The organism is Enterococcus bulliens (assembly GCF_053761865.1).
This window is the reverse complement of sequence record NZ_JBSMXK010000011.1, coordinates 60,953-80,583: the sequence shown is the minus strand read 5'-3', so window position 1 is coordinate 80,583 and position 19,631 is coordinate 60,953. Positions and strand designations below refer to the sequence as shown.

Annotated in this window: 21 protein-coding genes, 1 pseudogene and 1 riboswitch; of the genes and pseudogenes, 5 read left to right on the top strand and 17 right to left on the bottom strand. The window is 36.6% G+C overall.

Annotated elements, in window-relative coordinates:
• Positions 1-418 precede the first annotated feature (418 nt).
• Positions 419-973, top strand: coding sequence for a DUF1836 domain-containing protein (locus ACWOEC_RS07280; protein WP_455307042.1), 555 nt, complete (start codon positions 419-421; stop codon positions 971-973).
• Complete coding sequence (locus tag ACWOEC_RS07275; protein ID WP_455307040.1) at positions 970-1,824, top strand: DegV family protein; 855 nt, start codon at positions 970-972, stop codon at positions 1,822-1,824. Before ACWOEC_RS07280 ends, ACWOEC_RS07275 begins: the two co-directional genes overlap by 4 nt.
• Positions 1,825-1,864: 40 nt before the next feature.
• Here the strand turns inward: ACWOEC_RS07275 and ACWOEC_RS07270 are convergent, their stop codons facing one another.
• The 10 genes and pseudogenes from ACWOEC_RS07270 to ACWOEC_RS07225 form a co-directional block, all read right to left on the bottom strand.
• Positions 1,865-3,325, bottom strand: a complete 1,461-nt coding sequence (locus ACWOEC_RS07270; RefSeq protein WP_455307038.1) for a CotH kinase family protein — start codon at positions 3,323-3,325, stop codon at positions 1,865-1,867.
• A 151-nt stretch (positions 3,326-3,476) separates the two neighbouring features.
• Positions 3,477-6,236: a Cna B-type domain-containing protein gene (locus ACWOEC_RS07265; RefSeq protein ID WP_455307036.1), complete on the bottom strand. Its 2,760-nt coding sequence runs from the start codon at positions 6,234-6,236 to the stop codon at positions 3,477-3,479.
• Positions 6,237-6,420: 184 nt separating this feature from the next.
• Positions 6,421-6,543, bottom strand: coding sequence for a hypothetical protein (locus ACWOEC_RS07260; RefSeq protein WP_455307034.1), 123 nt, complete (start codon positions 6,541-6,543; stop codon positions 6,421-6,423).
• A 210-nt stretch (positions 6,544-6,753) separates the two neighbouring features.
• Positions 6,754-6,900, bottom strand: a complete 147-nt coding sequence (locus tag ACWOEC_RS07255) for a hypothetical protein (RefSeq protein WP_455307032.1) — start codon at positions 6,898-6,900, stop codon at positions 6,754-6,756.
• Complete coding sequence (locus ACWOEC_RS07250) at positions 6,885-7,244, bottom strand: hypothetical protein (RefSeq protein WP_455307030.1); 360 nt, start codon at positions 7,242-7,244, stop codon at positions 6,885-6,887. The genes ACWOEC_RS07255 and ACWOEC_RS07250 overlap by 16 nt, the downstream gene beginning before the upstream one ends.
• Before the next feature lie 27 nt (positions 7,245-7,271).
• The gene (locus tag ACWOEC_RS07245) at positions 7,272-7,634 is read right to left on the bottom strand and encodes a hypothetical protein (RefSeq protein ID WP_455307028.1); all 363 of its coding nucleotides are present in this window, start codon (positions 7,632-7,634) and stop codon (positions 7,272-7,274) included.
• Positions 7,603-7,884, bottom strand: coding sequence for a hypothetical protein (locus ACWOEC_RS07240; protein WP_455307026.1), 282 nt, complete (start codon positions 7,882-7,884; stop codon positions 7,603-7,605). The genes ACWOEC_RS07245 and ACWOEC_RS07240 overlap by 32 nt, the downstream gene beginning before the upstream one ends.
• A 138-nt stretch (positions 7,885-8,022) precedes the next feature.
• The gene (locus tag ACWOEC_RS07235; RefSeq protein ID WP_455307024.1) at positions 8,023-8,175 is read right to left on the bottom strand and encodes a hypothetical protein; all 153 of its coding nucleotides are present in this window, start codon (positions 8,173-8,175) and stop codon (positions 8,023-8,025) included.
• Between the two features lie 413 nt (positions 8,176-8,588).
• The gene (locus tag ACWOEC_RS07230; protein WP_455307022.1) at positions 8,589-8,939 is read right to left on the bottom strand and encodes a response regulator; all 351 of its coding nucleotides are present in this window, start codon (positions 8,937-8,939) and stop codon (positions 8,589-8,591) included.
• Positions 8,917-9,138 (bottom strand): annotated as a pseudogene (locus ACWOEC_RS07225) (ATP-binding protein); the annotation flags it as partial. The pseudogene ACWOEC_RS07225 and the gene ACWOEC_RS07230, both read right to left, overlap by 23 nt.
• A 446-nt stretch (positions 9,139-9,584) precedes the next feature.
• Here ACWOEC_RS07225 and ACWOEC_RS07220 point away from each other — a divergent pair.
• Genes ACWOEC_RS07220 through ACWOEC_RS07210 form a run of 3 tightly spaced genes read left to right on the top strand, consistent with a single transcriptional unit; the run spans position 9,585 to position 11,443 of the window.
• A complete protein-coding gene (locus tag ACWOEC_RS07220) occupies positions 9,585-9,821 on the top strand; it encodes a hypothetical protein (protein ID WP_455307020.1) in 237 nt (78 codons plus the stop codon).
• Between the two features lies 1 nt (position 9,822).
• Positions 9,823-10,191 carry an FAD:protein FMN transferase gene (locus tag ACWOEC_RS07215; protein ID WP_455307018.1) on the top strand — a complete coding sequence of 123 codons (369 nt, stop codon included), beginning with the start codon at positions 9,823-9,825 and terminating at the stop codon, positions 10,189-10,191.
• Positions 10,160-11,443 (top strand): ferredoxin reductase family protein, encoded by a 1,284-nt coding sequence (locus ACWOEC_RS07210; RefSeq protein WP_455307016.1) that lies wholly within the window; start codon positions 10,160-10,162, stop codon positions 11,441-11,443. The genes ACWOEC_RS07215 and ACWOEC_RS07210 overlap by 32 nt, the downstream gene beginning before the upstream one ends.
• Before the next feature lie 170 nt (positions 11,444-11,613).
• Here the strand turns inward: ACWOEC_RS07210 and ACWOEC_RS07205 are convergent, their stop codons facing one another.
• From ACWOEC_RS07205 to ACWOEC_RS07175, 7 genes are all read right to left on the bottom strand, one after another.
• Positions 11,614-12,618, bottom strand: a complete 1,005-nt coding sequence (locus tag ACWOEC_RS07205; RefSeq protein ID WP_455307014.1) for a linear amide C-N hydrolase — start codon at positions 12,616-12,618, stop codon at positions 11,614-11,616.
• Between the two features lie 95 nt (positions 12,619-12,713).
• Entirely contained in the window at positions 12,714-13,613 is a 900-nt protein-coding gene (locus tag ACWOEC_RS07200) for an LCP family protein (protein WP_455307012.1), read from the bottom strand.
• A 29-nt stretch (positions 13,614-13,642) separates the two neighbouring features.
• On the bottom strand, positions 13,643-14,797 hold the full coding sequence (locus tag ACWOEC_RS07195; protein ID WP_455307010.1) for an FtsW/RodA/SpoVE family cell cycle protein: 1,155 nt from the start codon (positions 14,795-14,797) through the stop codon (positions 13,643-13,645).
• Entirely contained in the window at positions 14,790-15,935 is a 1,146-nt protein-coding gene (locus ACWOEC_RS07190) for an FtsW/RodA/SpoVE family cell cycle protein (RefSeq protein ID WP_455307008.1), read from the bottom strand. Before ACWOEC_RS07190 ends, ACWOEC_RS07195 begins: the two co-directional genes overlap by 8 nt.
• 74 nt (positions 15,936-16,009) lie before the next feature.
• A riboswitch (M-box (ykoK) riboswitch) is annotated at positions 16,010-16,177 on the bottom strand.
• Between the two features lie 130 nt (positions 16,178-16,307).
• Entirely contained in the window at positions 16,308-17,051 is a 744-nt protein-coding gene (locus ACWOEC_RS07185; protein ID WP_455307006.1) for a hypothetical protein, read from the bottom strand.
• 45 nt (positions 17,052-17,096) lie between these two features.
• Positions 17,097-17,924, bottom strand: a complete 828-nt coding sequence (locus ACWOEC_RS07180) for an energy-coupling factor transporter transmembrane component T family protein (protein WP_455307004.1) — start codon at positions 17,922-17,924, stop codon at positions 17,097-17,099.
• Positions 17,921-19,624: an ABC transporter ATP-binding protein gene (locus tag ACWOEC_RS07175; RefSeq protein WP_455307002.1), complete on the bottom strand. Its 1,704-nt coding sequence runs from the start codon at positions 19,622-19,624 to the stop codon at positions 17,921-17,923. Before ACWOEC_RS07175 ends, ACWOEC_RS07180 begins: the two co-directional genes overlap by 4 nt.
• Positions 19,625-19,631 lie beyond the last annotated feature (7 nt).

Genomic DNA, 19,631 nt, shown 5'->3' with positions numbered 1-19,631 from the left:
AATTGGAGCTGTCCTTATGGACCTTCATGACGAATGGCTCAGTTCTACAAGAAAATATATTAAGTTTGATCAATGAGAGACCAGTAAAACATTGTATAGTATTTTACACAGGATTATGGACTTGACTTGGGATTACGTATTAAATAAAAAAACCACTATATATACAATTTAAATAATAACACCATAACATTTGTTACACAGGATAATTTTGTTTTTTTATACTTTATTTATCTTTTTTTAACAAAAAAACTATTTTATTCACAAATTAATTTAAGTTATTTAATTCAAAAGATGACTCTAAATTAAAATAACATCTATATGAACTACTACACTTTATGTAAAAAATATGGTATTCTTTATCTAGTTTTAAAAACTAGATGATACGATTTTAAAAAACTTTTTTATAAGGGGCGCACTCATGGAAACACTCCAACAAAAATTACACGAATGGGCACAAAAACTGATTCATTTTCACTTACCCCGTTGGCAAGAATTACCTGATTTGGAACTTTATATGGATCAAGTAATCACCTTGGTCGATCAGTACCTTTCGCCTGTGATCAAAGATGAACGACATCCACTTTTAACCGCGGCAATGGTCAATAATTATGTTAAAAAGAAGATTATTCCGGCACCAATCAAAAAAAAATACAATCGTAAGCATTTGGCTTTTTTAATCGCCATTACTTCACTTAAACAAGTCTTAGTACTTGAAGAGATTCGAACGGGAATATTATTTCAAGCGAAACAAATCGGTATAAGACAAGCCTATGATTTGTTTTGTTCAACTCAAGAACAAGCCATTCAATTAATCGGCAAACAAATTCAAGGTGATTTTTCAACCCCTATAGCCAATGTTCCTTTAGAACTTATAGCTGTTACCGCAGCCGCTAAAAGTTTTTCGGGCAAATTACTAGCAGAAAAAATGGTTCAGCTTGAAAAAGATTATCTAGAAAAGGTGGAAACAAAGTGAATCAAGAAAAAATTGCTGTTTTAGTCGATTCTGGAACAGATGTCCCAATAGAAATTACCTCTAAGTCTGGAGTCTATACGATCCCCCTACAAATTATCTATAAAAATCACGTCTACAAGGATAAAGTCGATATCTCGCCAGAAGAAGTTTACCAAAGACTAACGACTGAAATCCCCAGCACCTCTCTACCCGATGGTGCTGAAATCTTATCTGTTTTAGAAAAAATCAAAGCAGACGGCTACGAAAAAATCATTGCAGTAACGATCTCAAGTGGATTAAGTGGAACGTATAATGTATTACGATTACTTGCAGATGAAGCGAGTCTTGAAATGAACGTATTAGATACTAAAAATATCGGTATCGGTGCCGGTTTACAAGCAATCCACGCTTATGAATTGATCCAAATTGGGTTTTCATTCCAAGAAATCATGCAGACACTCAAACGAGAAGTTCAAAAAACAACCTTATATTTTAATGTCGTAACATTAGAATATCTACAAAAAGGTGGCCGAATCGGTTTAGTCTCTTCGATCGTCGGGACAGCGTTACGCTTAAATCCGACGATTTCTTGTAATGAAGAGGGAATTTATTATACTGTAGCCAAAACTCGTGGTCGCAAAAAAAGTTTAGAAAAATTGATCAAATTACTCAAAAAAGATATCGGTGATCATACAAAGTATCGAATTGCTGTAGCGCATGGAGATGCATTGGAAGAAGGTGAATGGGTACGTTCTTTAGTCAAAGAAACGTTCCCGGATGCAACAGAAGTACTATTTGGTACAATCTCGCCAGCCCTGGTCGTCCATACTGGTCCAGGACTAGTCGGATTAGGTGTGCAAATTTTAGATTAAAAAAGAGGGATGACAGACTTCTGTCATCCCTCTTTTGCTTTTATTTTAATGAACTTAAATAGGTTGTAATCGATGACGCTTCACTTTGAATGGTGCTTTGATCTACTAGATCACTGGCATCTTTTTCAAGTAATGCTTGATCATCGCTGACGATTTTCGCTGCATCGCCACTTGTCACAAGTGAAGCGATCAATTCCGTTTTCTTCTCAGCAATCAAAGCAGCAAATGTACTATTGGCCTCAAATTTTTCTGTCAGTGGATTTTCTTTATTCATACCACCGCCACCACCTGGGTTTTGACCGGCCGTTTGATCACCAGTTTGATTTTGATCTGTTGCTTGATCTGGCGGAGTTTGACTCATCTGTCCATCTTGGCCAGTTGGCGGGGTTGGTCGGTTCGTATCATCACCCGTACCATCCATTTGCCCCATTTGGCCACCGCCGCCGCCAGGTCCATTTTGCCCCATACCACCAAAGGATAGGTTCTGATCCCAAGCGATGATTTGGAATTTCTTCGTATCTTTGTCATAGACCCAATACGCATTATTTCCCGGACCGTCGATATCATCGTCGTTGCCAACGATTTCTTGCATCGCAAGATATGTAGCAAATTCATCGACATCAAGGTAATCCGATAATTTATTCGCAAAATCTTCATCACTTGCTTCATTGATAAATTTCAAGAAATCAATCATCGGTGTCATGTCATCATCACCATATTTTTGATCAAAGACATCTGTATAAGAACTTGCATCATCGCCACGATAAGAATAATCCCCATCGGCATCTGCTTTGTATACTAATACGTTAGTGCCAAAATGTTCCTCCGTCCATAAATCATCATCTGGTGTGTCGATCACTAAACGCAATGTTTGATCTGAACCATTAACTGAAACTTTGGTAAAGGCACTTTGTTCGGTTGGAATATTTGCTGCCGTCAGCATCGATAAGGCCACCGCTTCATTTAAAGATGTTTCGCTATTGTTGCCGCGGATAACAAAATCTGTTCTACCTGAATAACTTTGACCATCCACATATTTATCTAAACGAATGATCCATGGCAAGTCTTCGGCATTGGTTTCTGTGCTATCGGTACTACTGTCTGTTGTACTATCTGTGGTTACCTCACCATTCTTCACACCTTGACCACTAGATAATGCATTTCGTAATGTTGAATTTCCTTTCAATTTTAACCCAACATTTTCAAATTTCTGACCATCGATTGTCACTGTCGCTGAGATCCATTTCTTCTTATTGTCTTCTTTATAAGCAGTCAACATCGCTTGATAATCCTCGTCATTAAATTCGATTTCAATCGTATGAACAGTATCATCCGTAAAGAACGTATTTTCCGTACTCGTTGAATCACTACTTGTTGTCGAGACATTTATTGTATCTGATTTGGTTGTCGTCGGTGAACTTGTTGTACCTTGTATGCTGCATCCTGCTAAAAGCATGGTAAGCATGGCTGCCGAAACAAGGTAGGTTTTCATTTTTTTCATAGAATCCCTCCTGCGTTTTAACTTGAATTCACTATAACGCACAGGACTTAATTGAATCTTAAAAAGAGTGTGATAAAAGTCTGTCAAACTCCAAAATATCAAATAAATGATGTTCCAGAAGTAACCCCCTTCTGTCACAGCCTCTTTTTTATTAAAATGTTTTACGTTGGTACCAATAAAACCCTGCAATACCTAGGCTAATTGCTGTAACACTAGCTCCTAAAATAATCAGTAAACGTTTGATCATCCCTGCTCCAGTTTCTGGTAATACTCCAGTTGGTCGGTAGGTATTAGTTAAATTAATTGTGGTTTTCCCATTTTGAGTAACCGCTTCTGAAATGGATAACAGATAATATTCTGGAATCTCTTTTTCGTTCACAGTATACGTGTAGAGTTCATTGGTTGCTTTATTGTACATTGGCAGATCGGTAAAGGCATAACTCCATTTCCCATCTTTATCTGCGGTGATTTGTTTTTCTTGATACGATTTGCCATCTTGTAATAATTCGACAGTGATCGAATTGGGCCGTAAGTGCAGTTCATCGTTTTTATCATTCCATATTTTTTCACCATTCACTTCAGTAAACGCATAATTGGAAATCGTTTGGTAATCGTCAGAGATCACCGTCTCATATCCCGGAACGGCTTCTTCTTTGATCGTATATTCATATTCAGCGCCTGTACTATCATATTTTGGTAGGTTCGTAAAACTATATTTCCAATTCTTATCAGCTGATACGACTTGACTATCTACTTTATTTGCATCTGAAGAATTGTCTTTTATTTTACGATACAAGTTTATAGTAATCGTTTTCGGACGGTTACTGCCGTCTCCATCAAACCATTTCTTTTCCCCGGCTAAATCAATTAATTGGGTATTGATAATCGTCGTACCATCAATACTTGTTTCATACCCTGAAACCGGATCTTCTTCTATTGTATATTCATATTTTTTTCCTGAAGCATCGAATGCAGGTAAGTTACTAAAAGCATACTTCCAATTCATTTCTGCCGTTACGACTTGCTTATCGATCCGATTACCATTTTGCAATAAATAAACGGTAATCGCTTGCGGTCGACTCGGACTATTACCGTCATACCAAGTTTTTTCACCTTTGATATCAGTCATTTTCGTGTTGGTAATCGTCGTACCATCAATACTTGTTCCATACCCAGGAACGACTTCTTCTTTCACAGTATAATTGTATCGGTCCCCATTATTATCATATTTCGGTAAATTCGTAAATTGATAATGCCAATTATTTTGCATCGTGGCTTGAGTTTGACTAAATACAACCCCATTTTGCAATAGAGTGACCGTAACCTCTGAAGGTCGCGCTTTATCTTGACCATCATTCCAAACTTTTTCACCCTCAAGCCCTATAGTTTTTTGTTTAAATTGTATTTGGGTAGCTGGACGATATTTTTCCGGCATTGTATAGACTGCTTTAAGCTGTCTATTTCCTGACGCAACACAATCGAACCCAACATCAGCTTGCCAAGCATTTTTTGGTAATTTATAAAAAGCTAGTTTGACATTTTTGTCCTCCGGTAACGGTTTATTTAATTGAAGATTTAATGTAGTAAATGGTTTGCCTTTTCCTGGCAAATTATCTTGCACTAAATAGTCAAGATTTTCTGACTGATCATAGTCCAAATAGACTTCGAAATCATTTTGCGTTGAAGGCAGTGTTAGGGTAATCGAATGATCAGTTGATAGTTCCATATCATTTAGAGAATTCCAAAAAGACCAATCTTTAAAATATTCACGCATTTGTTCTAATTCGTTAATATAACTTGTTAAATCAACGCTCTTAAAATTTTCTGATGTTGTTCTACGCATTTGTGGATTCAGATCACTAATAGGCAAACTTTGTAAACGATAATTTTCATTTCTATTTCCCAAAGCGGCTACTTGCCATGCAATCAATTGTCCGGTAAACATATATGTTCGTTGTCTATAACCATTGGTAGTCGCCATACTATCAAAAATAATTGGTTTTTGATAACTTGTACTCTTTAAAACCTGCATGCCATTTTGTTGCGCTCGAATGGCTCCCATATTGATAATCTCAAAAATATGTTGCGCAGCCTCGTCAGTCACATAATCTGAAAGCTCAGATTTATACCCAGTTCCATCGACTAATGTATGAAAAATATCGATACAGATAGCAATTTCATTCGGATAATACACTCCATTTTCGGAACTTTTACCGAAAAAAAAGTATGGCACACCGCGGTCTGGAATAGGATGCGTGTATTCAGGATTTTTATTTTTAATGGCGTCACGGTTTAACAGTGTTCGAAAATAATTTCCCATCAGTAAGTAATCTTCTTCAAAATAAGGAGCTGCTCGCGTTTGTAGAGAATAGTCTAACGCATCTGTTCGCCATCCAAAAAATCCTGGTGTGGCAGGTTCTACAGTCAAATCTTGAACCATTGCAGCATCAGAGGGCACCATTAGGGCGCCAGGTGTTTGAATTTCTTTCGCTCGTACAAAAAAAGCCACGTGTAATGTTTGTTTTTCCAGATAGTTTGCCATATTTAACTGTAATTTGATCACGTCATCACCGGAGTAAGATTTTATCATTTCACCCACGACTTGATTGGCTTCGTTATATACCATAACATCTTCATTCACCATTGCTGTAACGAATGAAGGCAATTGGTATGTCACTGTTTCATCTGCTGCCAAAAATGTTTTTTTCGGTATTTCAAAATCAACAACTGCTTGAATTGGTATCCCCGCAATCGTTTTTTTAACTACAGTTCCATCTATATCAGTAAATTCGACTCGTGATACATAGTCATTTAATGAAAATTCTTGTGCTTTTACTGTCTGACCTACCCCAACTAAACTGAATACCATACCTAGAAACAATACTAGGAATGCTTTTTTTTTGATATTCATTTGCCATTCCCCTTTATATTAAAATTTGTTATTTTATTAAACGAATTACTTCCAACAATAGTATAAAACATTTTTGATAATACACAAAAATGATCATATATAATTTTGCGAACAATTTTGTAAGATGTTATGATTTTAAGTAAAAAAACAGAAATCACCTTATTTTAGATATTACTATTTTTTGTTATTTAAAATATTTTTTTGATTGATATGTTGCATAAACTGCAGCTAATAAACTAATCGCGATAATACCAGAACTCGCTATGATCAAGTCTTTTTTCAACTGACCTTTACTGGTTTCTGGCAATACTCCAGTTTGTCGATAAGTATTAGTTAAATCAGTTGTGGTTTTCCCATTTTTAGTAGTGGCTTTTGAAATCGTTAAGAGATAGTTTTCTGGAATCTCTTTTTCGTTGACGGCATACGTATAGATTTCATTAGTTTTTTTATTGTATATTGGTAAATCGACAAATCTATAACTCTATTTTTCATATTTGTCTGCCGTGACTTGTTTTTCTTAATAGACTTGACTGTCTTGTAGTAGTATTGCTACTTCTTTCCCATCAAATTGTTTTGTTGGCGTAATGTTTAATGTCATAAATCCCGTATTGTGCTTTGCTTCATTGACTGTTTCTAATTTGAATAAATCTAAATTTTTAGACACCCAGTTGTTTTATCATATTCATTAATGAAAATTTGTTGATCAATTGGAACTTGGACGTTATACGTCTGATGTAACTCTACTTTATATTCTTCACGAATTTCTGTTTTTTGAACCGTTTTTTCATTTTGTAGGCAGATATAACTTAGATCGGTAAATTTTTGTTTCAATTCAGCAATTTCTTTTTTACTTTCAACAAACCTTCCCATTAAACAGTTATCAAATGTTTTATAATCTCCCCAAATACCTGTACCGGAATAATTATACTGAGGCCCTAGATCACTATCTAAAAGAAACAATATTTGGGATTCATTTACGTTATTCACTGCCGAAATTTGCCAAATCATCGTCTGTATCGCAAACTTATAGATCCGTTATTTTTCTTTGTTGGGATCATGAAAGAGTATCGGAATAGACTGTTGTGGACCAATCGGCGTTTTTATCTCAGCTTGTTCGGCTAGCATTGCTTCCATGTGCATCGTATAGACGATTTCTCTTTCACCAATTTCACCTACATAATCCGCTAAATTGGAGTCAAATTGACCCGTCGTAGTAACGGTTGAGTGAAAAATATCCGAACACATTGCCAATTGATTTGACATATATTTTGTGCCACTCATTCCCCAAAAATAATATGGGTAGCCGTTATTCGTTACGCTAATGTCTCCTGTAAATTGCGGATTACGATCTAATATTCCTTGTTTATCAATAAGACGCACGCCATAATATTGAGCCATTGTATTCGCGTCCACTGACCACGAACTCTTCAACGTACGGATTTTTCTCTAAATATGTGATTTCCTGAACTTGAAGATCCGCAAAGAGGCCTATATTTGTTGGCAATACTTGCATGTTTTTTTTGCATTTGTCGCTAAATACTAGCTGTATTTTACCAGCAAGCATATCGAATTTAAATCCTTCAATGACTTTTATACTGAATGCATCTCCCTTTTTCAATAATTCTGAATGAGTTAAATCTAACGACAACGATTGCTGACCTACTCGAATACTTTCTTGTTATCCTATTAACTCTCCAGAATCATTTTTGAATTCTAATGCATTGATTGAAAACATTTCTAATTGTGCAGGCAATGTATAGGTATATTTTCCATTTTGAACTTGATCTTATAAAAGTGTAAATGTCATGGTGATCCCCATCGGCAAGCCGATTAATGTTTGATCATTATCATCTGCTGTTTTTATCTTAACTTGATCGAGAATCGCAATCGACGTAAGTGAACGTTCATCAGCCTTGACCACTCGTTGAGTGTAAAACAAGTAAAAACAAATTTCTAGAAACAAAAGCTACACAATATTTTTCTCATTCACCATTTCAGTCCTCCTTTACGCTCAACCAGTTTATCCAAGTAAGTGAATTCTTTTAGTTTACTGTAGCACGCACTTACATGCTATTCAATATAAATATAACATTTTAAAATAATTATTATAGTTATTTTTAAAACTTAAAAACTTCTATATTAAAACAATAAACATATTTAAATAAGTTATTTTATATCATAATAAATATCATTTTAACTTGTATGTTTCATTAAAACCTTTTAATTTAATTTGTAATAAAAAAGAAGTTCTATGCTAAAAAACGCATAGAACTTCTTTTTTTAGGTAATGATTTCTTAGATTTAGCAAAATGATTTAGATGTACAAATACCTAAGCAAAAAACTCATACGTTTTATTCTGCTGCAGTTTGTTGAATTTGAAACAACAGAAGCCGAGAAATCGGACCTACAATCAATAATTGATAAGGTAAAGCGACAATAAAATTCAGTCCCCAAGTTTGAGCATAGACAGTTCCAAACTCAGAAAATTGCCCATTGATCACAATTCCAAAAGCAGACATAAATGTAACCGTTCCAATGATCATGATGTCTAAAATAATCAAATCAAACGATTGCTTCGTCGCATAGTTCATGCCTGTTTCTCCATCTAATACAACTGTCACTTGATACCCATTGATTTCCAAAAAATCTTTTTCAATCATCGCGATCGCTTCGTCATCTTCAATAATCAAAATTTGTTCCATCGAATCCCTCCTCCTTATCTTGTGGAAATAAAATCTGAATCCCTAATCCACCTACTCCTGTGAGATAAGCTGAGACTGTTCCATTGGCGGACTCAACGATTTTTTTCACCATCGCTAAACCGATCCCACTACCTTTACCAGGATTAGTTCGTGCTTGGTCACCACGATAAAATATATCAAATAGATACGGTAATTGTGTCGGCTCGACTCCCTATCCATTGTCTTCGATCCGAATTAAAAGCTGATCATATTCGACCTTAGTTTGACAATGAATCACAACAGGCGACACACGTGCATATTTTAGACTATTTTCAAAGAGATTCAGCCAAATATTACGCAAATGTTGTGGATCGATCCATACTTTGGTAGTTGGTGCTACAGAAACCTATAACGGCTTTACCGGTTCACTGCAAGATGTATTAAATCAAGCATTAAGCTAAAGGAGGAATTCATATGGAACCTTGCTCTGACATTACTGTTTTATCCCACATGACGATCCCATTTACGATTCACTTGGTGACTACAAAGCCTCTGGATCCATATTAAAAAAAAGAAACGATCGATCAAATCGATCAATTTTTAGCCCGTATCAATCGTGACTATTCACCATTTTTAGAAAGTAGTTTCGTTCGTCAACATCCACAAATGGGACAAGTCGTACCTACATTTTTGCTTCAAAACCAGGAATATCAAGCAATCTTTGCACAATGTTTATTGATGCAAGAAAAAAGCGCAGGTATTCTTGATCCTTTTTACAGTGGGACATACGATCCAACTGGTTTAGTCAAAGGTTGGGCGATCGAGGAAGCATTTTTTCGTTACTTACAACCATTACTAGATACCAATCAATTAATCGCAGCTTCTATTAATTGGCGGTGGTGATATGCAAGTAGGCGTAAAAGAACAGGTCGATTTTTCTTGGACGATCGGGATCGAACACCCTACAAAAACTGGAATCATCGCAACCTATACTTTAAAAAATGGAGCGATTGCTACTTCTGGTAACACAAAACGTGGACAGCAGGTTGCCAGTGATCGTGATTTAAAACAACAAGTTACTGTTCTGGCTCCTTATCTTTCTTTAGCAGATCGTTGGGCCACTGTAGGTCTCGCTACGGATGATCCACATTTTCAAACCTTTATTAAACAAGAAAAATTGACTGGAATCGTTTATCTAAACGAACATCACACCTATCAATTCCAACAAGGAGGGATCAATGATGATACACAGTCATCGCTTTCGTGTGAATAGTTTATGGCTTTTAATCTTATTTACTTTGCCATTACCGCTATTATTTGCGATTTATCAAGAACTGCCTAGTCTATATCAAGGAGACAAACTCGGGATCAACGCTAGTTTGATCGCCTATACATGGATGCTTGCTGCGATCTACTTAGCTACAAAGCCAAAATGGTTAGATAAACGTATCGGTCTACCGGACATGTATCTGGTCCATGGGATGTTATCGATTTTCGGTCTGCACTTAGCTTGGTTACACAAATATCTATCTCCATCAGCTGGATGGATCAAAACAAGTGGCGATTTTTCGTTGTATGTGTTTACCGGTTTAATTGTATATTCACTCTTTTTTTTAGGCGGTTGGTTTACTAGTCGCGTGAAAATTGCAGCGTTTATCAAAAAAAGTTTAGAAAAAATATTTAAACATGAAGTTTCCGTTTGGTTACATCGACTCAATATCGTCGCAACGTTAGTCGTTTATATCCATGTGTGGTTGATTGACTATTTACGTACACTACCACTATTTTTCTTTTTATTGACACTTTATACAATTTTGACATTTGCAAGTTATGCATGGTATTTACTGATTACCAATCGTTCCCTAATGCCCGGTGTGATCAAAGAGATTTCGTTTGTCGCTCCCACTATTTTAGAAGTCGTGATCAAAGCACCTCGATCATCGTTAAAACAAGTCCAGTCAGGTGATTTTAATTTCTTATCCTTCCCACAGATCCAAGGACTAAAGGAGCCGCACCCATTTTCTGTAGCCAATGACCCACGTCAAGCTGGATTGATCAAATTATTGATTGAAACTGTAGGTGACTACACTCAGCAATTAGCCAACGTCACCTCCAACACACCTGTAACGTTCTCAAAAGGCTATGGTGTCTTACACGATATGATCAAAGAGACACAGCCCGCACAAGAAATCGTCTTACTAGGCGGTGGGATCGGTGTTGTTCCTTTCTTTTCTATCTTATCGGAATTTAAAGAAAAAACGATGTACTTCTTTTATTCAATTAAAAAAGAAAAAGAATTTCTAGAAAGCGAACTACTTGAAACATGGGATCAAGCACAAAATTGGACATTATTTCTTCAAAAAGGACGGTTCACAGAAGACCAACTAAAAGAACATGTTCCATTACATAAAGATGCGATTTACTTGATTGCCGGACCAATGGCGATGAATCTGGCTTATGAAGCATTTTTAATCGATCACGGTATCACTAAAGAACAAATCTACTACGAAAGTTTCAGCTGGTAATCAAAAAAGGTTGTGAAAAAAGTGACCAGATTCAAGAAATAAGCCGAATCATTATCGAAATAGGTGAACCTATTATCGACATGATTCGGCTTATTTCCTTAGGGCTACTTTTGGAACACCATTATTCATTTTTAGTGCTGTGATAGAGTTCTGTCACAGCCTCTTTTCTTCTATTCGCCAACTAGGTGATGGTAAAGATTTTCAGTCAAATTGATCGGTAAATGAGTCGTATTGTCGCCAAATTGTGCACTTAATTCAGCTAATGATACGGTCGTAAAAGTTTGCGAAGCGATCGGTAACAGTCGTAACGTGCGATTTTTGATATCATATCCCACCCAATAAGAAGTCGAATCGCCAACTGTCGGCGTATCTTTTTCAATACCTTTTGGAATAATCACAGAATGAAATGCGGTATATAGAGCATTTAACGCATGTTCATCATTGACCTTATCCATCATTTTCGTCAACATCGTAATTTTGATAAAACGTGATGGACTAGTGTAATCACCTGGCAATCCTAGTAATCCTGAACCGCTTTCGATATCTTTGATCACAAGCTCACCGACTTGCGATTGAGCAATCGTATAATCAGATAAATTGACATAATTTCTAAGATTCGTGACATGCCAATCATATGTCGGACTATTGGTCATCGTTTTTGTTGTTTGGTAATGGATCGTAAATTCACCATTTTCGACTGGTTCTAAAACGATGGCATGACCATGCACATCGGCAAACATCAAGTGAAGTGGTGTCAATCCATTTTCTGGCATTGTACTTTTTTCAATCACTGCTAAACGTGATGCTAATGCGCCAACTTCTTCAACGGTTTGACATTGTGCTAAGAAATAAGAAACGAGTTCATCTAATACCACTGGAAGTTTATCTTTTTTCTTCAAACTTGTTTCATTTGCCCAAGTCGCTTCTTCAAAAAAGAATAATCCTCCCGTCAAACCAACTTCATTAATACCATCCATCATCATATAAGAATTAGGCAATCCCATACCAAAGAAATCATATTTCGCGGTGATCGTTCCAGATAACATGTCTAGTGGGTTGTCTTTTGGCATATAAAGAACTTCTCCCCCACTTTCAAAAAAGTCAATCGGAAAATCCATGGTTCTTGCCCAATAAGGATTTTTTTGTAATGATTCGATCATTGCTGCTGTACACATGCTCATTCCTCCTAAACATAACTAAGCTCTACGTCTAGTTTAAGCTATCTAGACTAAATCTCACCATTCATTTGACGATCATTCTTGTAAGGAGATTATTGATTTAGAAATTGTTTAATTGCTTGTTGATTTTTTTGTAGATCAAGTTCTAACACACTACCAGAAGGGGTATTATCATTGAAATCCCAGCTACCTTCTACAGGCACAGATAATGTATTAATCTCTTTTACCTCTTCTTGAACAAAATCCAACCCGCATTCAACTAAAAAGCTTTGCGGTAGATTTGTTTGAATACTTCCCATCAATTTTCCAACTGCTTTTGGTAATTTCAAAATCGAGGTGACATCTTTTACTTGATCTGCTAATGCCGTTACGACTTGTTGTTGACGTCTCACACGGCCAAAATCACCTTCTTCATCTTCACGAAAACGAGCATACTGTAACAAAGTATTGCCATCCATTTTTTGAACTCCAGGATGAATCTCAACACCGTCTAATTCCATTTCTTTTTCAGCATCGATCGTCACTCCATTCGGAAAAATCTCATTGACACAATCGATAAAACTTTGAAATGTAATCGTCACATAATAAGGTACATCCATCGCAAAATTATCTTTCAGTGTTTCTTGTAATAAAGGATAGCCTCCGTATGAGTAAGCTGCATTAATTTTATCTTCACCATACCCTGGGATATCGACATAAGAATCGCGCATGATCGATACCAATTTTGCATCGTGGGTCTTTTGATTGTACTGTCCGACCATCAATGAATCCGAACGGCCATTCTCATCTAGGGAACGAGCATCAGATCCTACTAATGCGACTTGTAAAATATCAGGGATATCTTTACGTTTGACCACTTTCGGAGCATTCGTTTGTGATCCGGTTACTTCTTTTGCTGCTTGGTACCCCATAAAAAATTCGATTCCAATATATCCTGCGACTATAAATACAACTGCGACAACACCAATAAGTACTCTACGAAAAATTTTCATTTTTTCTTCCTTTCAGATCTTCTCTATGATCAGTTATTCTGTTTTGGTTTCATCCCCAAAATTATCCCTAACCCTAACCCGATTGTCAGCAAAGAAGTCCCGCCTTGACTTAAAAATGGTAATGGGATCCCAGTTAATGGCAAAATCCCAATAGCGGCACCGATATTTTCAAATACTTGGAACAATAAAATAAAGATAAATCCTACACAATAATACAAACTGGCGCGTTGATTAGTTTTTAATCCTGTCATAATCATTTGATAGAACAAGTAAAAATACGTAAACAAGACCACACAACTACCTAAATATCCAAAACGTTCTGCTACGACTGTAAAGACCATATCCGATTCTCTAACTGGCACATAGATCGACTGAGCATCTAGACTTTGACCAAAGACTCCGCCTGAACTTGTCGCCAACATACTACGAACCTGTTGATAAGCAATCGTATCTTTGTAAGCAAAGGGATCGATCCACGCACGAACTCGATCTAATTGATATTCTTTAAAATGTAGCGTATATAAGATTTCTTGTCCCCATTTTGTAAATACGAACAACAATAATGCACTCGCTGCTAGTGCGACACCTAAAAAGCCAGTTAGTAAAATCCGCCAATCAACACCTGCGATGACAAAAATGGCCATCAATGCCCAAATAAATACGATACTCGTACCAAAATCTCTTTGTAAAAACATCAGTAAAAATGTTGGTAAAGCGAGCAATAAAATTTTAGCCATATAAATTAAATCTTCTTTTAACGTGTAGCGGACTTTCTCTTGCCTTAAGGTGATCGTCAGTAATACTACAGCCAATACAAACGTGATCTTCACCAACTCTGAAGGTTGCCATGTAATCGGTCCTAAATGTAACCAACGTTTCGTTCCCGTCAATTGATACATCGTAGGATCATAAAAAAACTGCAATAACATCATCGGAACTAACGATAAGCCATACAACCAATATGCATACTTGATAAACAAGCGAAATGGAATCAAACTTGAAGCAAATAAAATACATAACATTCCGATCGCAAAAATAAGTTGCTTAATGACAATCGATTTCACTGGATTTCCATCTAATACAGCTGCTTGATATTGAACCCAAACACTGATCAGCAGCAATAAAAAAATCGGTAAAAACAATGCATAGTTTATTTTTTCAACATTGCGACGAGCGCTACGCATCTAAACCACCTCGCTTTTGATTCGCTGAAATATTTAAAGCTAATCCAATCGCAAAAGATAAGATCAAATAACTCGTTCCACCATAGCTAATAAAAGGTAATGGCACACCCGTCATGGGAATAAACCCTAAGATACTTGCTAAATTGATACAGGTTTGCGAAAAAATCAGCAGGCCGATTCCTAATAAAATAAGCGCTGCTTGTTGATTAGCCGTTTTGGTTGCCAGTTGAAACAATCGTAAGCATAAACCAAATAATAATAAGATCACACCTAGCGCTACGATTAACCCTAGCTCTTCTGTTAAAATCGAAAAAATAAAGTCTGTTTCAGATTCTGGTAAATATCCTTTTTTGGTGATACTGTTACCAATCCCACGTCCAAATATTCCTCCGTTATAAAGTGCATAATAAGAATTAGCCATTTGATACCCCGAACCATGTTCATCTAAGAAAGGATTTTTAACCAATGCAATCCGTTCATATGCATGCGCAAAAATCCCAGGTAATAGATCATGACTTCCTAAAAATAAAACGCCACCTGCTACTAGGACCAGACCTAAAGTCGCTCCACCTGCGATCATCGCCCCTTTTTTGAAAGGCAGTAAAGCCGCCCAAAACATCATCCCAGCAATAAACAAAATCATAAATGCTCCAGCAATCTTTGGCTGAAATAAAACAAGGATAGCCATGGTAATGACGAGCAGTACTGTTTGAAGTAATTTTTTAGGAATTGAGGTAGCCGAACGAAAGACGTAAGCTAAGTATAAAATCAAAGCTAAGTTTGCTAGCTCAGCTGGTTGAAACTGAAAGCCAAAAATCGACAACCAGCGTTGTGCCCCGTTGACGGTTATCGCAAATAGACCGACTTTGACCATGATCAACGTTACTAATGACACGAGGATCCCAATTTTTGCGATGCGATACTGTAAAAAATAATGTAATTTCAATGAATATGTTACCCCAATCACAAACCAACTTAATAACATAAATATGAATTGTTTGATCAATAGACTCGTTGCCGCTTGATGATTTACCAATAAGCGATAAGAACTAGCACTATAAATTTCCAATAACCCGATAATCGATAATACTAAATAAGGTACGAATAAAACCCAATCTAGTTGTTTTACACGTCGCACATGTCTACCTCCTTATGCTTCAACGCAATAAAAAAAGTCAGTCCCCCACCGAACAAGGAGCTGACTACGACTTCATCTAATCTCTTCGTCCGAGTTTTAGCACTATACAACGTAAAGGAAATATCCTTAGCTATTTTGAAAAAGCCTTAATTCGACAATTTCTGCTTCATCCATTGGCGTCTTTCGACGTTTCTGAACAATAGCTTATGTTTGTATAGGAGCCTCACCTAACAAGTTTTATTTAGTTTTCATTTTCTATTCTTCCTTATCTTAGCGAGAAATATTTTATTTTTCAACAAAAGTTCGAAAATTCACGAATAACTAAAACTTTCCTTAAAAAATAAAAAAGCTAAAGTTAAGGTTCCCCTAACTTTAGCTTAGCCAAAAATCAAGATCAAAATCGTCTTGTAAAAAGTCACTCACCAGTTCACTCGTCTCTTGACTCGTGCTATTAAGATGCATTAAAGATTCGCTAACCGATAAACTAAGCGACTGCGAGTTCATCACACTCATCACAAAAGGTGAATAGTTGCTTTCACTGCTTGATTTACTGGCAGCTGTAGATTCACTAGTAGTTGTCGATTCACTTTGTTTTTCTTCTGCTAACAAAAGTGAGGAAGAGCTTGTTTCACTCATTTTTTGACTTTGAGATTCACTGACTTTTAATTGACTATTTTTTTGAGATAGATCGTTTGCTGAATGTGTACTGGTAGACTCGCTTGCTTTTTGACTTGTACTCTCCATCGTCTTCAAACTCGTCGATTGAACCGCACTTTGACTGTCACTGGTCGATTGACTGTTTTGAAGAGATCCGACATCAGTTGATTCTTGCTTTATATTATTTGAAGAAATAGGTGCTGAAGCTACGATCCGCGTTTTTTTCTGTGCGAGTTCTGTTACTGCAGGAATCTTCGTTTGTTTTTGATACATATATAGCTTTTGCGTATCCATTTTGATTTCATTTTGCTTCCCGGTGTATTTACTTTCATGTTCTAATGCCATCACTTGCTCGTCTTGACGAACACCAAAAATTGCAACTACCCCTGCTAACCCTAGCGACAAGTGTTGTGCTGCTTTTTTGAACATACTAACCGGTCTGCTTGTTTTTTGTTTCATCTTCATTACGCTCCACTTCACCTGATATTTGAACGGATCCTCTCATCAAAACGGATTATAAAAACGACCATGATTTACCATAAATAAGCCAATACTACTTGCAAGAATCATTAATGCAACTAAAATCACGATATAATCGATTGCTTTAAATGGTTGTGAAACGTACCATGTTCGTTTTTTCTTCTGACCAAACCGTCTGAGCTCCATTGCTGTACTAATGACTTCGATACGCTCTAAACTTGAAAAAATCAACGGCAATACGATACGTGCTGTTCCTTTGATCCGCTGGGATAATCTTCCTTTTCTAGACATTTCATACCCACGGGCTTGTTGAGCTTGCGAGATATTCATAAAGTCTTCTTGGATATCTGGAATATAGCGTAAAGCTAAAGAAACAGCATAACTGACTTTATAGCTGATGCCAATTTGATTTAAGCTAGCTGCAAATGAACTTGGATTTGTTGTCAATAAAAAAATCAATGTAAGTGGAATCGTACAAAAATATTTTAACAATAAATTAAATAAATAAAAGACTTCTTCTTGTGTCAAATTGAAGCGACCGAAACCATTTAGCAAAATATGTTCGCTTCCGTATAACTGCACTCCATACATTGGTTGGAACACATATACTGCGACTAAATTTAAAACAGAAAAGAATGCGATAAATTTGACTACAAATGATACTTGTTGCCATTTGATACTCGAGAATTTAAATAGGCCTAGTGAAAACAAACTAATAACTAATAAAAAGCGCGTGTCATACGTTGTCATACAGGCAATCGTTGTTACTAATAAAAAAACTAATTTAGCTGTTGCATTCACATTATGGATGACTGTTTCGCCCGGGTGATACCCTAATGTTTGTTGATTCATTTTTTACGTACCTTCCGATCATGTGTAATGAACTGATGCGTGAAAGCGATTGGATCATTTAATTCAAACTGTTTGGCTAGTGTAAATAAACTGGTTTCAGCCAACGATGCTTGTTTGATCAACAGCTTGTCTGTCAACACATCGACTGGCGTCGTATCCGCTAACAACTGCCCTTGATCGATCACCAATACCCGATCTGTGTATTCTAACATCAAATGCATATCGTGCGTTACCATAATAATCGTGTTGCCTTGTTCGGATAATTGATCAATAAACTGCATCATTTCTGTATAGTGATAAAAATCCTGTCCAGCTGTTGGCTCATCCAATAAGATAATTTCTGGTTCTAGTACTAAAATCGAAGCGATAGTCACTCGTTTTTTTTGCCCATAACTAAGTGCAGAAATCGGCCAATTACGAAATGCATACAGTCCACAGATTTTTAATACTCGGTCGACTTTTTCTTTGATTACATTTTCTTCAACACCACGTAACACTAATCCTAGGGAAATTTCATCTACGATCATTTTTTGTGAAATCATCTGATTAGGATTTTGCATCACGTAACCGATGTGGTCTGCACGTTCTTTAATCGATGCTTGTTTGATCGAACGACCGTTTAGCATGATCTCTCCTTGATTTGGCAAAAAGCCACAGATGGCTTTGATCAGCGTTGATTTTCCGGCTCCGTTTTTTCCAACGATGCTGATACGTTCTTTACGATTGACCGTCAGACTGATTTGTTTCACAGTAGGCTGATTTTTGAGATACCCTGCGCTAAACTCCTGTAAGGTTAATAGAGGCTTTGTGTCTTGTGATTGTATTTGTTCATCTAACTGCTTTTGCCACTGCGTCAATTTTTCATGAATTAAATGATGAGAAACTTTGGATAAAGGTGTCAACTGGTCCAAGGTGGTCAAATCAACCCCCGCGTATTTTAACGCACTGATATATAAAGGTTCACGAATACCATATGCACTTAAAGTTGCCGATGCGAGCAGTTCATTTGGTGTTACATCTGCTACGATCGCACCTTCATGAAAAAGTAAGATACGATCGACTTCATGAGTCAATACTTCTTCTAATCGATGCTCGATAATCAAAATAGTCGTTTTATTTTCTTTATGTATTTGGTCGATCAAAGCAATCGCTTCTTGCCCAGCCTGTGGATCTAAGTTAGCAAGCGGTTCATCGAAAACCAAGATCGGTGCTTCGTTGATCAATACTCCTGCCATTGAGACCCGTTGTTTTTGTCCACCAGAAAGGTCTTGTGGCCGATGTGCTAAATAGTGATCGACATCAACGATTTCTGCCCATTTTTGTACTTGTTCCTTCATATAGTTCACGGGTTTTTCGTCATTTTCCAATGCAAAGGCGATATCTTCTGCCACTGTCAGACCAATAAATTGACCGTCAGTATCTTGTAGCACTGTCGATGTTTCAAAAGAACGATCAAATAACGAATCTTGAAAGACTTGGCGATTGTTGATCCATAATTCTCCTTTTGCTTCACCTTCATATTGATTGGGAATCAAACCATTAATACAATGAGCAAAAGTGGATTTCCCACTACCAGAAGGTCCAATTACCAAAACTTTTTCGCCTTCGTATATCGTAACATTGATATCTTGTAGCGTTGGTTCTGCTTGCGTAAAATATTGAAATGTAAACTGTTTAAATTCAATAATAGGCTTTTTCATCTGTTCT

Bases quoted from the DNA above. Each gene is read 5' to 3' on its own strand.
- ACWOEC_RS07180 (WP_455307004.1), bottom strand. From the start codon at position 17,924: ATGAATCAACAAACATTAGGGTATCACCCGGGCGAAACAGTCATCCAT.
- ACWOEC_RS07265 (WP_455307036.1), bottom strand. From the start codon at position 6,236: ATGAATATCAAAAAAAAAGCATTCCTAGTATTGTTTCTAGGTATGGTA.
- ACWOEC_RS07200 (WP_455307012.1), bottom strand. From the start codon at position 13,613: ATGAAAATTTTTCGTAGAGTACTTATTGGTGTTGTCGCAGTTGTATTT.
- ACWOEC_RS07210 (WP_455307016.1), top strand. From the start codon at position 10,160: ATGATACACAGTCATCGCTTTCGTGTGAATAGTTTATGGCTTTTAATC.
- ACWOEC_RS07270 (WP_455307038.1), bottom strand. From the start codon at position 3,325: ATGAAAAAAATGAAAACCTACCTTGTTTCGGCAGCCATGCTTACCATG.
- ACWOEC_RS07215 (WP_455307018.1), top strand. From the start codon at position 9,823: ATGCAAGTAGGCGTAAAAGAACAGGTCGATTTTTCTTGGACGATCGGG.
- ACWOEC_RS07175 (WP_455307002.1), bottom strand. From the start codon at position 19,624: ATGAAAAAGCCTATTATTGAATTTAAACAGTTTACATTTCAATATTTT.
- ACWOEC_RS07245 (WP_455307028.1), bottom strand. From the start codon at position 7,634: ATGGCTCAATATTATGGCGTGCGTCTTATTGATAAACAAGGAATATTA.
- ACWOEC_RS07280 (WP_455307042.1), top strand. From the start codon at position 419: ATGGAAACACTCCAACAAAAATTACACGAATGGGCACAAAAACTGATT.
- ACWOEC_RS07230 (WP_455307022.1), bottom strand. From the start codon at position 8,939: ATGGAACAAATTTTGATTATTGAAGATGACGAAGCGATCGCGATGATT.
- ACWOEC_RS07185 (WP_455307006.1), bottom strand. From the start codon at position 17,051: ATGAAACAAAAAACAAGCAGACCGGTTAGTATGTTCAAAAAAGCAGCA.
- ACWOEC_RS07250 (WP_455307030.1), bottom strand. From the start codon at position 7,244: ATGATTTGGCAAATTTCGGCAGTGAATAACGTAAATGAATCCCAAATA.
- ACWOEC_RS07205 (WP_455307014.1), bottom strand. From the start codon at position 12,618: ATGTGTACAGCAGCAATGATCGAATCATTACAAAAAAATCCTTATTGG.
- ACWOEC_RS07220 (WP_455307020.1), top strand. From the start codon at position 9,585: ATGGGACAAGTCGTACCTACATTTTTGCTTCAAAACCAGGAATATCAA.
- ACWOEC_RS07195 (WP_455307010.1), bottom strand. From the start codon at position 14,797: ATGCGTAGCGCTCGTCGCAATGTTGAAAAAATAAACTATGCATTGTTT.